Annotated in this window: 9 protein-coding genes; 5 read left to right on the forward strand and 4 right to left on the reverse strand. The window is 71.4% G+C overall.

The features are described from left to right. The first annotated feature begins 54 nt into the window (after positions 1–54). Genes ACFX43_RS19780 through nagB form a run of 4 tightly spaced genes read left to right on the forward strand, consistent with a single transcriptional unit; the run spans position 55 to position 4,325 of the window. The gene (locus ACFX43_RS19780; protein WP_378833113.1) at positions 55–1,173 is read left to right on the forward strand and encodes an ROK family protein; all 1,119 of its coding nucleotides are present in this window, start codon (positions 55–57) and stop codon (positions 1,171–1,173) included. Continuing rightward, positions 1,173–2,624 carry a glycoside hydrolase family 3 N-terminal domain-containing protein gene (locus ACFX43_RS19785; RefSeq protein WP_378833120.1) on the forward strand — a complete coding sequence of 484 codons (1,452 nt, stop codon included), beginning with the start codon at positions 1,173–1,175 and terminating at the stop codon, positions 2,622–2,624. The genes ACFX43_RS19780 and ACFX43_RS19785 overlap by 1 nt, the downstream gene beginning before the upstream one ends. Beyond that, a complete protein-coding gene (locus tag ACFX43_RS19790; RefSeq protein WP_378833124.1) occupies positions 2,621–3,526 on the forward strand; it encodes an ROK family protein in 906 nt (301 codons plus the stop codon). The genes ACFX43_RS19785 and ACFX43_RS19790 overlap by 4 nt, the downstream gene beginning before the upstream one ends. A gap of 1 nt (position 3,527) precedes the next feature. After that, complete coding sequence (nagB, locus tag ACFX43_RS19795) at positions 3,528–4,325, forward strand: glucosamine-6-phosphate deaminase (protein WP_378833127.1); 798 nt, start codon at positions 3,528–3,530, stop codon at positions 4,323–4,325. Positions 4,326–4,334: 9 nt separating this feature from the next. Here the strand turns inward: nagB and galT are convergent, their stop codons facing one another. From galT to ACFX43_RS19815, 4 genes are all read right to left on the reverse strand, one after another. Then, positions 4,335–5,429, reverse strand: a complete 1,095-nt coding sequence (galT, locus tag ACFX43_RS19800) for a galactose-1-phosphate uridylyltransferase (protein ID WP_378833134.1) — start codon at positions 5,427–5,429, stop codon at positions 4,335–4,337. A gap of 24 nt (positions 5,430–5,453) precedes the next feature. After that, on the reverse strand, positions 5,454–7,022 hold the full coding sequence (locus tag ACFX43_RS19805) for a protein kinase (RefSeq protein ID WP_378833145.1): 1,569 nt from the start codon (positions 7,020–7,022) through the stop codon (positions 5,454–5,456). Between the two features lie 79 nt (positions 7,023–7,101). Continuing rightward, the gene (locus tag ACFX43_RS19810) at positions 7,102–8,454 is read right to left on the reverse strand and encodes an FHA domain-containing protein (protein ID WP_378833149.1); all 1,353 of its coding nucleotides are present in this window, start codon (positions 8,452–8,454) and stop codon (positions 7,102–7,104) included. Beyond that, complete coding sequence (locus ACFX43_RS19815) at positions 8,447–9,274, reverse strand: PP2C family protein-serine/threonine phosphatase (RefSeq protein ID WP_378833155.1); 828 nt, start codon at positions 9,272–9,274, stop codon at positions 8,447–8,449. The genes ACFX43_RS19810 and ACFX43_RS19815 overlap by 8 nt, the downstream gene beginning before the upstream one ends. Before the next feature lie 233 nt (positions 9,275–9,507). Here ACFX43_RS19815 and ACFX43_RS19820 point away from each other — a divergent pair, with 233 nt between their 5' ends. After that, positions 9,508–15,813, forward strand: coding sequence for an Ig-like domain-containing protein (locus tag ACFX43_RS19820; RefSeq protein WP_378833163.1), 6,306 nt, complete (start codon positions 9,508–9,510; stop codon positions 15,811–15,813). The last annotated feature ends 8 nt before the right edge of the window (positions 15,814–15,821 follow it).

The raw sequence follows: 15,821 nt of genomic DNA on the forward strand, positions 1-15,821 counted from the left end.
GAAAACGTCGTGTCGACTTGACGCAGCATTAATAAGTACGATGGACTAACAAACATGTCCAAGGCGAGACGTCGTACGTTGCGGCCGATCGGTAAGTTGCTGCAGGAGGATGCGCGGCGGCATCACCGATCCCTGGTGCTCCAGCACCTCTTCGCGGTGGGTCCGGCGAGCCGCGCCGACCTGGCTCGAGCCTCGGGCCTGACCCGGGCGACGGTCTCCGATCTGGTGGGCAGCCTGCTCGAGGACGGTCTCGTCGAGGAGCTCGGCGCGCCGGTGGAGAGCCGGGTCGGGAAGCCGCCGATGCTGGTCGGTCTCGCCGCCGACGCCACACACATCGTGACCATCGACGTCTCCGGTGACGACCAGGTCGCCGGGGCCGTGCTCAACCTGACCGGCGACGTCGTCCACCGCACCACCAGGTGCCGGGAGGGCCGCACCGGAAGCGAGGCCGTACGTCTCGTGAAGGAGCTGGTCACCGAGCTGATCGCGAGCACCGACCGGCCGATCCTCGGCATCGGGATCGGTAGCCCCGGCGTGGTCGCGGCCGACGGCACCGTGATCGCCGCACCCAACCTGGGCTGGACCGACGTCGCCCTGGCCGATCAGGTGCGCCGTGAGACCGGCCGACCGACGTACGTCGCCAACGACGCCAACACCGCGGTGCTGGGGGAGTACACCTTCGGCCAGTCCGGCGACGGCGGGCTGATGCTCGTGCGGGTCGGGACCGGTGTCGGTGCCGGGCTCGTGCTCGAAGGCGCCCTGCTCCACGGCTTCGTCGACGCCGCCGGTGAGGTCGGGCACGTGACCGTCGACCCCGAGGGCCCGCTGTGCGCGTGCGGCCGCCGGGGCTGCCTGGAGACCTTCCTCGCGGTGCCGCGCCTGCGCGAGCGCCTCGAGACAGCCCACGACGATGCGCTCGTGGAAGCCGGCGAACATCTTGGAAAGGCATTGGCCCCTGTGGTCGGAACCCTGAATCTTCACGAGCTGGTCCTCTCCGGGCCGACCGAACTGCTGGACGGACCGCTGCGCGAGACCGCCGACCGGATCATCCGCGAGCGGACGATGCCGGTCAGCGGCGAGCCGCTGGAGTTCCGTACGTCGACGCTCGGCGAGGACGTCGTCATCGTCGGCGCCGCGGTGCTGGTCCTCGCCGGAGAGCTGGGGGTCTCGTGATGTCCTCTCCGACAAGCGTCGAGACGCTGGCGCTGCGCGTCCAGGTCTCTGCCTTCGCCGGCCCCGCCCTGCCGCCCGGTTACGCCGAGCTGCTCCGCGAGGGCCTGGGTGGGATCTGCCTCTTCGGCCCCAACACCGAGGCCGGTGAGGATTCCGTACGCAGCCTGGCGGCCGAGATCCGGGCCGCATCCGAAGAGGGTGGCTGGACGCCGGTGATCACCATCGACGAGGAGGGCGGGGACGTCACCCGCCTGGAGGCGCTCACCGGTTCCTCGGTGCTCGGCGCCGCCGCCCTCGGCGCGGCCGACGACCTGGCGCTGACCGAGGAGACCGGGCGGGCGGTCGGGTTGCGGCTGGCGCGAGCAGGCATCAACCTCAACCTGGCACCCGTCGCGGACGTGAACTCCAACCCCGACAACCCGGTGATCGCGACCCGGTCGTTCTCCCACGACGCCGGCGTGGCCGCCAAGCACGTGGCCGCATGGGTGAAGGGCCTGGAGTCGACCGGCGTCGCTGCCTGCGTCAAGCACTTCCCGGGCCACGGCGACACCGGCCAGGACAGCCACGTCTCCGTGCCCGTCCTCGACGCCTCCCTGGACACGCTGCGTGACCGTGAGCTGGTCCCGTTCCTGGCGGCCGCCGAGGCCGGTGCCGCCTCGGTGATGACCTCCCACATCGTGGTACCGGCGCTGGACCCCGAGCTGCCCGGCACGCTCTCCGCGCCTGTGCTGGGACTGCTGCGCGAGCTGGGCTACGACGGGCCGATCGTCTCCGACGCCCTCGACATGGCCGGTGCGTCGGCGAGCCGGGGGATCCCGGCCGCTGCGGTGCTCTCGCTCAAGGCAGGCGCCGATCTGCTCCTGCTCGGCCCCGACAAGCCCACCTCGCTGGTCCACGAGACGACCGCCGCGATCGTGGCGGCGGTCGACTCCGGTGAGCTGCCGCTGGAGCGGCTCCAGGACGCGGTCGCGCGCATCGACCGGCTGCTCGCCGACCTCGCCGGCGCGCAGCAGCGGCCCGAAGGCGCGCTCGACCCCCGGTTCGAGGAACGCTCGGTCGAGGGCGCTCGCCGGGCGCTCGCAACGGCCAGCGACGACCTCGCCGCGATCCCCGACCTCGCCGGCGCCCGGGTCGTGACCGTCGACACCGAGGCCAACATCGCCGTGGGTGACGTGCCCTGGGGGCTGCCGCCGGACATCGTCATCCGCCCTGGCGACCCGCTCCCGGATCTCCCCGACGCACCCCTCATCGTGCAGGTGCGTGACGCGCACCGCCGTCCCGAGGTCGGCCGGACCGTCGCCGAGCTCCCGGGCGCCGTGGTGCTGGTGGAGTGGGGGTGGCCCGGGGCGTACGACGGACCGGGGGTGCCGCGACTGTGTCCGCAGGGGTTCTCCCTGCCGGGCGTGGTCGCCGTCACCGAGGTGCTGCGACGATCGGGTTGGAACCGGTGAACGGCGCACGGGTGGGCCTCGACATCGGCGGCACCAAGGTCCACGGCATCGCGATCGGCGCCGACGGGGCGGTGCTGGCCGAGGACCGTGCCGCCACCACGCCCGGCGGCGAGGGTGTCGTGAAGAGCGGGGCCGCGGTGGTCGCGAGCCTGCGTGACGCGCTCGACGGCGGCGAGATCCGCTCGATCGGGGTCGGCATCCCCGGCATCGTCGACACCCGCGCCGGAACCGTGAAGCATGCGGTCAACCTGGGACTGGACGGCGACGCCTTCCCGCTCGCGGAGCTGCTCGGCGCACGCACGGGAGCGATCGTCACCCTCGAGAACGACACCAATGCGGCGACCCTCGGCGCGCACGCCGTCGAGGATGTCGATGACCTGGTCTACCTCTCGCTCGGCACCGGCCTGGCGGCCGGTCTCTACCTCAGCGGCACGCTCCGCCGAGGCTTCCACGGCGCCGCCGGAGAGGTCGGACACCTCCCGGTCGACCCGAAGGGCCCGGTGTGCGGGTGCGGCCAGCGCGGCTGCCTCGAGCTGGTCGCCTCCGGTGCCGCGCTCGCGGCGGCTTGGCCGACTGCCACCGGCCACCCTGCCGCGGCGCTCTTCGCCGCAGCCGCCTCGGGCGACCCGGCGGCCGTGATCGTGCGGGACCGCTTCGCCGACGGCGTCGCGGCGGCCGTACGCGCCCTCGCTCTCGCCGTCGACCCCGAACGCGTCGTCATCGGCGGGGGTGTCGCGACGGTCGGTGAGCCGCTGCGGGAGGCGATCGCGCTCGCGCTGGTCCGGCAGACCGAGACGTCGCCCTTCCTCGCCTCCCTCGAGCTCGCCTCGCGCCTGCGGGTGGTCTCGGCCGCCCCCGTCGCCGCCATCGGCGCCGCCCTGATCACCCCGACGAAGGACTGACATGGAAGTAGTTGTCCTCGACACCTCGGCCGAGGTGGCATCCCTCGCCGCGGACACGATCGAAGACGTCGTACGTCGCCGGGCGGCCGCCGGCACCCCCGCGGTGCTCGGGCTGGCCACCGGCTCGACGCCGCTGGCGACGTACGAGGAGCTCATCCGGCGTGCCCGGGACGGTCGCGGGCCGTCCTATGACGGTGTGGAGACGTTCAACCTGGACGAGTACGTCGGCCTCCCCGACGGGCACGAGCAGTCCTATCTGGCGACCATCCGGCGCGAGTTCACCGACGCGATCGGCATCCCGCCCGAGCGGGTCCATGGGCCCGACCCGACCGAGGAGACCCTGCCGACGGCCGGGGAGCGCTACGAGGCGGCGATCGTGGCCGCGGGCGGGATCGAGGTGCAGATCCTCGGCATCGGCTCCGACGGCCACCTGGCCTTCAACGAGCCGGGCTCGTCGCTGGCCTCGCTGACCCGGATCAAGACGCTCACGGCCACGACGCGCAAGGACAACGCGCGCTTCTTCGGCTCACCCGACGCGGTGCCGCACCACGTGCTCACCCAGGGCCTCGGCACCATCACCCGAGCCGGCTATCTGCTCCTCCTCGCCACGGGCGAGGGCAAGGCCGAGGCGGTGGCCGCCGCGGTCGAGGGCCCGGTCTCGGCGACCTGCCCGGCGTCGGTCCTCCAGCTCCACGGCCACGTCTCGGTCCTCCTGGACGAGGCCGCGGCCTCCCGGCTCGTACGCCGCGACTACTACCGCGAGGTCTTCGCCGGGAAGCCGGACTGGCAGGGGCTTTAGGGCCCGGCCTCAGAACGCAGTGCGGAGCCGCTCGGCAGCGGTCTCCGGCGGGATGTCGTTGACCCAGAGCGCGACGCCGGACTCGATGCCGGCCAGGTACTTCAGCCGTCCCGGCGCCCGCCGGATGGTGAAGATCTCGGCGGCCAGGTGCCAGGTGTCCTCACGTCCGGTCGGGGCCTGCTGCCAGCCGGCGATGTAGGGAACCGGGCCGGCGTCGTCGAGCCCGTCCATCCGCCGCAGGCACTCCTGGTAGAGCGCGGCGAGGTCGTTCATCTCGTCGGCGGTCAGTCCGGGCAGCGAGCCCACGTGGCGCCGCGGCACGACGCGGATCTCGTAGGGCCAGCGACCGGCGTAGGGCACGTACGCAACGAACGTCCCGTTCTCGGCCACGACCCGCGACCCATCGGCGATCTCGTCGGCGAGCACCGCACACTGCAGGCACTCGCCGGTCTCGTCGCGATGGGCGTCGGCGGCGTTCACGAGCGACTCGATCCGCGGCGGCAGCACCGGCATGGCGTAGATCTGCCCGTGCGGGTGCTGCAGCGTCACCCCGATCTCCTCGCCACGGTTCTCGAAGCAGAAGACGTACGCCACCTCCGGCATCGCCGTCAGCTGCTCGGTGCGATGAGCCAGCGCCGCGAGCACCGTCCGCACCCGCTCGGGAGGGAGGTCGACGAAGCTCTGCTCGTGGTCGCTGGTGAAGCAGACCACCTCGCACCGGCCGCGCCCCGGCTGGGAGACGAACGGCTCGCCGGTCGCCTCGCCGACCGCGACCGTCGAGAGCGCCGGGAACCGGTTCTCGAAGGCCACCACGTCGTAGCTCTCGGCCGGGATCTCGGTCAGCCGTCCGTCGACGGACGGGCACAGCGGGCACTCGTCCGAGGGCGGCTTGAACGTACGCGTCTGCCGGTGCCCCGCCACCGCCGTCCAGGTCGCGGTCAGCCGGTCCCAGCGCAGCTGCGACCCGCCCGCTCGCGGCTCCAGCGGCCGCTCGTCGTGCACCGACCGCAGCGTCGGCTGCTCGTCGAAGAACCAGATCTCGCGTCCGTCCGCCAGCTTCGCTGACGTCGCCACCGGGTTGGTCGGCGCAGGGGTGTTCGGCATGCGCCCAGTATCGCCTGCGCCGGGCTACTTGCTGACGCAGGCCTGGGCTGCGCCCTGGGAGACGTTGCCGTTCTCACCGAGGGAGCGGACCTGGATGCAGACCTTGGTGGCGCCGTCGAGGAGTACGACAGCCTTGGGACGGTCCACGTTGCCGCTGGTGGAGTTGTCGCCGACCCACTTGTAGCCGGTCGCTCCGGGCACGCCGGACCAGGTGAAGACCGCGCGGTTGCCCTTGAGGGTGCCCTTGACCTTGCCTGGGGCGGCTGGGCCGGTGACACCGGGGAGGTCGGTCTCGACGGGCGGGGGCGGCACCTCGTCGGGCTTCTCGTCGTCGCCGCCGCGGGAGAGCACGATGCCGATGGCGGCGGCGATGAGGAAGAGGACGACGACGCCGATGATCGCCGGGGTCTTGCTGCGGCCCTCCGAGGGGCGCGCGCCGGTGAGGACCGACGGGCCCTCCTCCGTCCGCGGGTAGCTGAACCGGGTGCGGTCGGCCGAGGCCGAGCCGGCATCCGCCACCGGCGCCGATGCGAGCGAGGCCGGCGGCTGGGTGATCGGCGCCTGCGCGATCACCTGGGACGGTGGCTTGAGCTCGGTGGCCTTCTCCATCTCCGGGTCGGAGGGCGGAGAGGGGAGACGCGAACGGCCCGAGCCCGTGGTCGGACCCTCACCCCGCGCGGCCGGAATGTCGGGAACGACCGGGATCGACCCGCTGCCGCCGGCGTCGCGGTCGAGGACCTGCACCTCGGTGCGTCCCAGCCGCAGCTCCTGCTCGATCCGCTGGAAGTGGCGGGCCAGGTCGAGGACCGTCCTCGGCCGGTAGGTCGGGTCCTTCGCCATCGCCTGCTGCAGCACCCGGTCCAGCGACGGAGGTACGTCGGGCCGGCCCGTGGCCGGCGGAGCGGTGTGCAGGATGCGGGAGAAGACGGCGCGGTCGGAGTTGTTGCCCCGCTCCGCGAACGGCGAGCGGCCCACGAGCAGGTGCCAGACGGTCGCGGCCAGCGAGTAGACGTCGGAGGCGACCGAACCGTTGGAGGCCGAGGTGAGGACCTCGGGCGGCGACCACGGCAGCGAGACCCCGATGTCACCCTCGTCGTCGCGCGGGCGGCCGGCGATGCCGAAGTCGGCCAGGCCGGGCACGTCGTAGCGGGAGAGCAGGATGTTGGACGGCTTGATGTCGCGGTGGATGATCCCGGCGCGGTGCGCGGTCTCGACCGCCGACGCCATCTGGATCCCGAAGCGCAGCGCGTCCTGCACCTTCATCGGGTTGTTGCGTACGCGGGCACCGAGGTCGGCGTTGGGGTAGTAGCCCATCACCAGGTAGGGGCGGCCGTCCGGCGTCTCGCCGGCGCTGTGCACCGGCACGATGAACGGATGCTCGGCCAGCTCGGCCATCACCGCCGCCTCCGCGGCGAACTGTGCCCGCTGCGCCTCGGCGAGGTCGGAGGACCGCATCAGCTTCACCGCGACCCGGACCTTCGGGTGGTGGCGCTCGTAGAGGTAGACGTCGGCGAAGCCGCCCGAGCCGAGCCGGCCCAGGCAGGTCATCCCCGGCAGCTCGGGACCGAGCTCGGGGTGTGGTGTCTGGGTCACGCGACCACCCCCGTAGCGCAAGCGCCAGGATACGGGCGTGGTCGCGTGATGATTGGTTGGCTCACTCGCTGGCGCTCGCTCACCCGAGAACCTCATAGGTCAGGTTGATGGAGCCGGCGAGGCTCACCACGGCGCCGGGCTCCAGGGCGTACTCCTCCATCGGCCGCATCTGCTGCGGACGTCCGCCGGGCAGGGTCAGGTAGGACCCGTTGGCGGAGCCGAGGTCGCGGACGAGCACCTGCCACTCCTCCAGGCGCACTTCGGTGTGCAGCCGGCTGATGTCGGGCAGCATCACCTTCACCAGATGCGGAGGTACGCTACCGGCCCCCGTGTTGCCGTTGGCATCAGCGCGGGGCGACCGCCCGAAGACGGCACCCCGGTCCAGGATGACGACTCGGCCGTCGCCCAGCTTGAGCTGGCCCAGCGCGGGGCGCGGGACCGAGACCGGCTGCTGGTGCGGCGGCAGCGCCATCCGGCAGATGCGGCAGGTCGGGGAGTAGGGCGGCGAGGCGTGGCCCTGCGGGCAGTAGACCGCCCATACGGTCGGCCCGCCCGCCGGCGGTACCGGGGTCGGCGTCGCGACGTCGCGGACCCGGGTCGCCATGTCGTTGGGCGGCGTCGGCGTGGGCGCCGGCGCGGGCATCGGGGGAGGAGGCGCTGTGGGCCGCGGCGCCGGCGGTGTCGCGGACGGGGGTGAGGGCTGCCGGTCCGGCGGACCCCACGCGTTCGGGTCGGGCTTCTTGGCGCCCTTCTTCCGCCACGGAAGCCCGTCGATGATGCCCTTCTTGGACTCGGGCGCGGGCTGGGACGGCGCCACCGGTGGCGGCGGCACGGGCGACGGGGGAGGGCTCTGGAACGACGGGACGCCCGGCATCCCCGGAGGGGGAGCGGCCGGCGGCATCGCGGGCGGCGGGGAGGCGGCCAGGTCCGAGCGCCGGATGGTGTGGTCCAGCGGCGTCATGGTCGCGTCGGGCTGCACCTGGGCGTAGAAGTCGGGGTCGAAGACGACGTCCAACGAGCGCGCGTGGGCGGTGTCGACCAGCGGCTGGTCCTCCTCCATCCCGCCCCAGGCACCGTTGGCGAGCTCGGCCCGCTCAGGGACGGCGGCGAAGTGGCCGTCGGCCCACTTGCCGGAGACGTCGATGCCGTCGATGAAGACCGGAACCTCGTTGACGACGGCGGTCACCTTGGCAGGGGAGCGTACGGCGTACCGCACCCGTGGGCCCTCGCGCCCGACCAGCGCGAAGCCGGGGGCTCGCGGCCCGTCGGCGGAGAGCAGCCCGGCGATCGCGTCGACCGGCCGGGGGTCGGCAAGAGCGGCCTGGACGCCGCCGACCCGCGGATCACCGGGCCCGAGCTGCACCAGCGCCCAGCACCGGTCGCCCTTCAACGCGAGCCAGTGCCCAGCACAGTAGGTAGCGGTATCACTCATGGGACGACGAGACGTCCCCTGCGGATCGTGAGGAGCCTGATGTCGAGACGTCAGCCTCCGCGGGGGCGGCGAAGAGCGAGGGAGGGGGTGTCACGAGTACCACAGTGACATTGTCGCGCCCGCCCGATGCAACCGCAGCGTCCACCAGCCTCTGGGCGAGGTTGTCGATGCTTCCGCCGACACCGAGCGTCTTGGACGCGATCTCGTGGATCTCGTGGTCCTCGAGCTCGCCGGTGAGGCCGTCGGAGCAGAGCAGGAAGATGTCGTCGGGCGCCACAGCCATCAGCCAGGTGTCGGCCTCGGGAGACGGGTAGGTGCCGAGCGACCGGGTGATGACGTTGCGCAGCGGGTGGACGCGGGCCTCCGCGGCGGTGATCATCCCTGCCTGGACCATGACGGCGACCTCGGAATGGTCGATGGTCACCTGCGTGACGCCGGCCGGCGAGAGCCGGTAGACGCGCGAGTCGCCGACGTTGAACACCAGCCAGTGGGGAGCGCCCTCGAACTCGACGAGCGCCACGCCGGTCAGGGTCGTACCCATGCCCTGCTTCTCGGAGTTGCGAGCCGCCTCCGAGGTGATCGCGGAGTTGGCGGCGTGGACGGCGTCCTGGATGTCCTCGGGAACCGGGCAGATGGTCGCGAAGCGACTCTGGAAGGTCTCGACCGCGAGGGCACTGGCGACATCGCCGCTGGCATGACCGCCCATCCCGTCGGCGACGACGGCCACCGCGGGCAGCATGACGAACGAGTCCTCGTTCACTTCGCGGACCCGGCCGACGTCAGTCGCCCCCGCGGCACGCAGGGCTGGGTAAGCGGTCATGCTGTTCCTTTGCGGTGCCAATTCATCGGGGACATCCCAGGCAGGATGCAAAAATAGTGGTGCTGGAAGCGGACACTTTAGAACATCCCGTACGGTATCGGTGAGCGTGTTCACTGAGCCGTGTGCCACGTTTGGCTAGTTCGTGTGGCTTCTACCCTGAGGCGCGCCTAGAGTAAGCCAGACTTTTTGTGTCGGCTGGCCATTTGGCATGGAAGGACTTGGGGAGAGTCTTGGTGGCACGTTTCGGGATGGCGCCCGGGTGGATGCGGCGTCATCGGACCTCCATCGCGTCCTGGGCAGCACTTGCCGTCGTTGCGAGCGGTTTGACCGTCTACGCGATCCAGTCGACCGGCTATCCCGTGCACAAGGCCGATCTCGACGACGGCGGCATCTGGGTGACCAACCAGTCCTGGGGCACCCTGGGCCGCCAGAACCGCCCCGTCGCCCAGCTCGACGGTGTCGTCTGGGCGGGCAACGAGACCGGGTCCAGGTCCGAGCGCGCCGGCCTCGACGTGGTTCAGAACGGCATCGCGGTGGCCTCCGTCGACCGCGACGCCCGCACCATCACGCCGGTCAACACCAAGCTCGCCGAGGGCATCGACGACGACGCGGTGACCGTGAAGGACAGCCGCGTGGTGATGGGTGGCAACACCATCGGCGTCGCCGAGCAGAAGACCGGCAAGGTCTGGCTCACCTCCGTCGACCCGACCGCCGGCGTCGGCGACCTCTCCGACCTCTCCGGCTCCACGAAGCCCACCGAGACGGTCGGCGCCGACGCGGTGCTCACCATCGGCACCGACGGGACCGCGTACGCCGTCTCCGCCGCAAAGCGGACGCTGACCGCCTTCGCCCCGGACGGTGAGCGGTTCGCCGATCCCGAGAAGACCAAGCTCCCGAAGGCTCCGGAGTACGCGGAGACCCCGACCTCGGCGACCGTCGTCGGCGACGACGTCATCACCCTCGACCAGGCCGGCTGGCTGCTCGGCGCCTCCAAGGGCTCCGACATCGCTGTGGACTTCGGTGACACCGCGGAGAGCGCGGTCCTCCAGCAACCCTCCGTCAAGGCCAAGGAGGTGCTCGTCGGCGACGCGACGGGCCTCAAGGCCGTCGCCCTCAGCAACGGCGAGATCCGCCACGTCGCAGAGTCCGCCGGCGACCCGGCCGCCCCGGTCCGGCTCGGCGACTGCGTCTTCGGTGCCTGGGCCAACGGCTCGACCGGCTCGGTGGTGACCCAGTGCGGCGAGGGCGAGCCGATCCTGGGCGAGATCCCGACCCTCGGCCCGGCCGCCGAGCTGGAGTTCCGGATCAACCGTGGCCAGCTGGTGCTCAACGACCTGCGCAACGGTGATGTCTGGGAGATCGACGGCGCCGACATCAAGAAGATCTCCAACTGGGAGGCGTTCCAGCCGCAGACCCAGAAGCAGAACCAGAAGAAGGACAAGCAGCAGCAGCAGACCAAGGCCGCCCAGGCGCCGAAGGCCAAGGATGACCAGCTCGGTGCCCGCGCCGGACGCACCACGGTCCTGCACGTCCTCGACAACGACTCCTCGGCCAAGGACTCGATCCTGAGCGTGGTCTCGGTCGGCGAGGCCTCCGTCAAGGGCGTCGAGGCCACCATCGCCCCCGACCGGCAGTCGGTCCTGGTGACCGCTCCCGAGTCGGCGCAGGGGAAGAAGACCAGCTTCAAATACACCGTCGACGACGGGATGAAGGGCAAGGCCGGCCAGGACGACGCCAGCGTCGAGCTCAGCATCGAGGGCTCGGGCGGCACCGGCAAGCCGACGCTGCGCGAGCACTACACACCGACCGACTACACCGTCGCGGCCGGCGGCACCGTGGAGATCCCGGTGGTCGGCGACTGGCGCGACGAGCGCTACGGCGACCCGGTCACCGCTCAGTCCCCGACCGCGTCCAAGGGCAAGGCGAGCGTGACCCCCGACGGGCTGCTGCGCTACACCGCCGCCGCGGACGCCTCCGGCAGCGAGAACCTCGGCTATCAGGTCAGCACCGGCGGCAAGCCGTCGAAGGACAAGGTGCGAATCAACATCGTCGCCGGAGCGACCACCGCCTCCCCGGAGCCGAAGGACGACGTCGCCGAGGGCACCCAGGGCTCCTGGGTGACGATCCGCCCGCTCGACAACGACATCCCCGGCGCCGACCCGTCCAACCTCGACGCGAGCCTCACCCTCGCCGGCGACGTCCCGCCCAAGGGCGGCCTCGAGGTGAGCACCGACCGGGAGACCGGCGTCGTGCGCGCCAGAGGGAGCTCGCCGGGCACCTACCAGCTCAGCTACAACGCCGGGTTCGGGGCCGCGAAGCCCGCCGCGGCGAAGATCCGCGTCGACGTCAAACCGGCCTCGCAGGCGGCGGACGAGCCGATCGCGACGCCGGACACGACTGCCGTCCTCGGCACCTCGACCCGCACCCTCGACGTCCTCGCGAACGACTACGACTCCCGAGGCCGGCTGCTCGCCGTGACCCATGCCGAGCCGGTCGGCGACAGCGACCTGACGGTCGCAGTGCTCGACGGTCGCTGGCTGCGGATCCAGGCGTCCAAGCCCGACATGGACCCGTCCACCCAGGCGATCCGCTACACGATCAGCAACGGCGCCGCCGAGGCCGAGGGGTCGGTGACGGTGAGCCAGCGCCCGGCGCTGCGCGGCGCCGAGAATGCTCCCGAGGCGGTCGACGACGAGGCCACGGTCCGGGCCGCCGACTCCGTCTCGATCCCGGTCCTCGACAACGACTCGACGCCCTCGGGCGACCCGGTCGGCCTGGTCGTCGACCAGACCATCGAGACCAAGGGCCAGCTGCAGGTGCTGGGCCAGCCGACGGTCGGTGAGGCCTACATCGACGGCAACCGGGTCCGCTACGTCGCCCCCGACGACGTGAAGGGGCCGGTCGACGTCGACGTCCGTTACGTCGTGCAGAACACCGGCGACCCCTCCGCGGAACACTCCTCGGGCAACATCCGCATCCACGTCAAGCCGCTGCCGAAGAAGAAGGCCGACAACTCCGCGCCCGCGCCGAAGGCGCTGGAGTCGCGGGTGGTCCAGGGCGACGAGGTCACGCTGCGGCTGCCCACGGTCGGCACCGACCCCGACGGCGACTCGGTCTCGGTGACCAGGATCAACAGTGCGCCCGCCTACGGCCGCGTCCTGGCCCACGGCGCCAACACGATCACCTACCAGGCCTTCCCCAACGCCGCGGGCACCGACGAGTTCACCTACGAGGTCAGCGACCCGTTCGGTGCCGTCGCGACCGGCACCGTGCGGATCGCCGTCGTCGCGCCCGGCGCGCCCCAGCGCCCGGTCGCCGTCGACGACCTGGTCACGCTCGACCCCGCCAAGAAGCTGACCTACGACGTGCTCGCCAACGACCTGCGTACGCCGGGGACCGAGCTGCACCTGGCCTCGACCGACGCGACCGAAGGCTCCAACGTCAAGCAGCGCTCCGACGGCATCGTCACCGTCCAGGGCGGCTCCGGGGAGCCGTTCCAGCACGTCCCCTACCGCGCCACCACAGGTCTCCACGAGGACACCGGCGAGCTCGCGATCCGCTATCAGGAGGGCTACGACAACCCGCCGATGGCGGGGATCGTGGTCGCCCACCCCGAGGGCGACTCGTCGACCACCACCGTCGACGTGATGACCAAGGTGACCGACATCGACGACTCGCTCGAGGACCTCACCGTCGACGCGGTCAAGGGTCCCTCGGTCGGCGAGGACGAGTCCAAGCCGAAGATCGAGGACGGCAAGGTCACCCTGCCGGTCGGCGACAACACCCGGGTGTGGACCTACCGGGTCACCGACCCCGACGGCGCCCAGGCGGTCGGCTCGATCTACGTCCCCGCACGCCCCAAGGACGCCCCCTACCTGAAGCCGGGCTCCGAGCTCCAGCTCAACCCGGGCGAGACGAAGAACGTCGACATCACCGACTACGTCGAGGACCCCGAGGGCGACCCGGTCGTGCTGACCACGACCGACAAGATCGTGGCTGCTCCCGAGGGCATGCTCAACACCGGCGACACCACCGCGACGACCGTCAAGGTCACCGCCGGTGAGACCAAGGGCCCGGCGACGCTGACGTTCGAGGTCGCCGACCGCGAGAAGATCACCTCCGCCGACGCTCACCTCTCGGTGATCTCGCTGCCGGTCCAGATCGGCAAGGAGGAGCCGGAGATCAACTGTCCGAGCACCCCTGTCGAGGTCCCGGAGAGCGGCAACGGCGCGCTGGTCGACATCGCCGCCATCTGCCACGTGTGGACCGCCGACCCGGGTGACGCCGACGATCTCGACTTCACCGCCGAGGTCGGCGACGGGCTCGACGGGGTCGAGGTCAAGCCCGAGGCCGGTGGCCTGCGGCTCACCGCCGAGCACGCCGACGCCGGCGCTCAGGGCGCCCTGGAGATCGGCGTCGAGGGCACGGACGCGACCGGCCAGCTCCTGGTCACGGTCATCGCGCTGCCAGCCCCCTCGCTCTCTCCGATCAAGCCGCTGCAGACCGAGGCCGGGAAGACGGTCGCGATCGACATCGCCGACTATCTGCAGACACCGGTGCCGTCGGAGTCTCAGGAGGTGGTGATCACCAAGCTCGACCCGATCGACAGCGAATCGCCCGACATGGGCAAGGCCAGCGGCTCGAAGATCACCTTCAACACGCCCGAGGAGGGCCACGGCCACTACCGCTACGCGATCGAGGTCAGCGACTCCGGCAAGGACTCCAAACGGGTCAAGGCCAACGGCGTCATCGAGGTGGACGTGATCGACGTCCCGGGTGCGCCGACGGGGCTGCGTACGACCTCCGACTTCCTCTCCAACGTGGTCGCGCTGTCGTGGAACGCGCCGAAGGACAACGGCGACGACCCGATCCAGCGCTACGAGGTGGAGGCCAACGGCGACCACGTCCAGGACTGCCCGTCGACCTCGTGCCGGATCACCGGGCTGAAGAACGGCGTCGTCTACGACTTCCGCGTGCGCGCGGTGAACTCCGTGGGACCGAGCCGCGAGTGGAGCAACTCGGCCGAGGGCGAGCCCGACGCCTACACCGGTCCGGTGCAGAACCTGCGGGTCACCCGCCAGCGCGACCACAAGGTCGAGCTGAGCTGGAGCAAGCCGGCCCCGTGCGACTGCTCGGACGTGCAGAAATACCGGATCAGCTGGCCGGGCGGCGGCATCAAGGACATCTCCGCAGGTCAGACGACCTATCCGGCCGCGGTCAGCTCCAACGGCGACCCGGTGCAGTTCACCGTCGTGCCGCTCAACGACAAGGGCGTCAAGACCAACAAGGGTCCGACGGCGACGGTCGAGGGGATGGGTGCCGGCAAGCCGGACACCCCGGCGACCCCGACCTTCCAGTGGAACGACACGGCCAACAACACGGGTAAGTCGGTGACTGTCTCGTGGAGTCCGGTCGCGGCCAACGGCCCCGGGCCGGTCACCTATGAGGTACGCCGCACCGGCGGCACGGGCGAGAAGATCGTCTGCTCGTGGGTGGCCGAGACCAGCTGCCGCGACGACGTCGCCAACGACGGCACGATCTACACCTACGCCGTCAGGGCACGGAACGCGGAGGCGACCTCGCCGCGCGAGACCGGGTCGGGCGGCTCTCCGGAGGCCCACATCTCCAGCTACTCCGCGGGCGGCCAGGTCGAAGCGGCCGCGACGCCGGACGCGGTCTCCTTCGCGAGTGCGACCCCGACCGGGGCCAACGGCACCGCCGAGATCGTCTTCACGCCGCGGGCCTCGCACGGCAAGACCAACCGGGTCGAGTGCGTACGCAACGGCTCCTCCTGCGGCAGCTGGACCTACCCGCCCGAGGGCGCCGGCCAGCAGACCAAGACGATCACCGGCTTCACCAACGGCAACTCGACGACCGTCCAGCTGCGCGCCTGCAACGACTCCTCCGGTGGCACCGGCGCCGGGGCGTCCTGTGGCGCCTGGGCATCGAAGAACGTGACCACCTACGGTCCGCTGGGCACACCGTCGATCTCGGCGAGCGTCGACGGCAACAAGGTCAACTGGCGGGTCAGCTACGACCCCAACGGCAAGGCCGCGACCGTCACCGTCAAGCGTGGCGGCACCCAGGTGGAGCAGTTCACCACGGGCACCGGTGCGGGCAGCCGCTCGGGCACGGACACCGCGCCCGAATGGAACACGTCCTACACCTACACCGTGACCATCAGTGACTCGCCGCGAGCGAGCAAGTCCGACTCGGTCACGGTGCGGACCGACCCGCCGCCGGACCCGACGCTCCAGGTCAACAAGGCCGGCGAGTGCAACGGCGCCGGCTGCCCGGATCCGGACGTGGCGTGCGGCGGCACCTGCTGGTACGTCGGCTCCACCATCACCGACCGTGCGTTCCCGGGCAAGACCTGGGAGTGCCGCACCGACTCGACGTCCTCGCGCTGGAACGTGACGATCGGGAACGACGGCACAGGCTCGGGAAGCGGGCGTGGCTGGGTCGGCGCCAACACCCCCTTCGTCGTCACCTGCACAACCTCCGGGCGACCCACCCTGACCAAGGCCGTAACGTGGTAGGAGAGAAG

This window comes from Nocardioides sp. YIM B13467 (genome assembly GCF_042788075.1).
Classification (GTDB): domain Bacteria; phylum Actinomycetota; class Actinomycetes; order Propionibacteriales; family Nocardioidaceae; genus Nocardioides.

What these genes read in the sequence shown, in the direction of transcription:
- ACFX43_RS19785 (WP_378833120.1), top strand. Translation starts at nt 1,173, where the DNA reads ATGTCCTCTCCGACAAGCGTCGAGACGCTGGCGCTGCGCGTCCAGGTC.
- galT (WP_378833134.1), bottom strand. Translation starts at nt 5,429, where the DNA reads ATGCCGAACACCCCTGCGCCGACCAACCCGGTGGCGACGTCAGCGAAG.
- ACFX43_RS19815 (WP_378833155.1), bottom strand. Translation starts at nt 9,274, where the DNA reads ATGACCGCTTACCCAGCCCTGCGTGCCGCGGGGGCGACTGACGTCGGC.
- ACFX43_RS19780 (WP_378833113.1), top strand. Translation starts at nt 55, where the DNA reads ATGTCCAAGGCGAGACGTCGTACGTTGCGGCCGATCGGTAAGTTGCTG.
- ACFX43_RS19810 (WP_378833149.1), bottom strand. Translation starts at nt 8,454, where the DNA reads ATGAGTGATACCGCTACCTACTGTGCTGGGCACTGGCTCGCGTTGAAG.
- nagB (WP_378833127.1), top strand. Translation starts at nt 3,528, where the DNA reads ATGGAAGTAGTTGTCCTCGACACCTCGGCCGAGGTGGCATCCCTCGCC.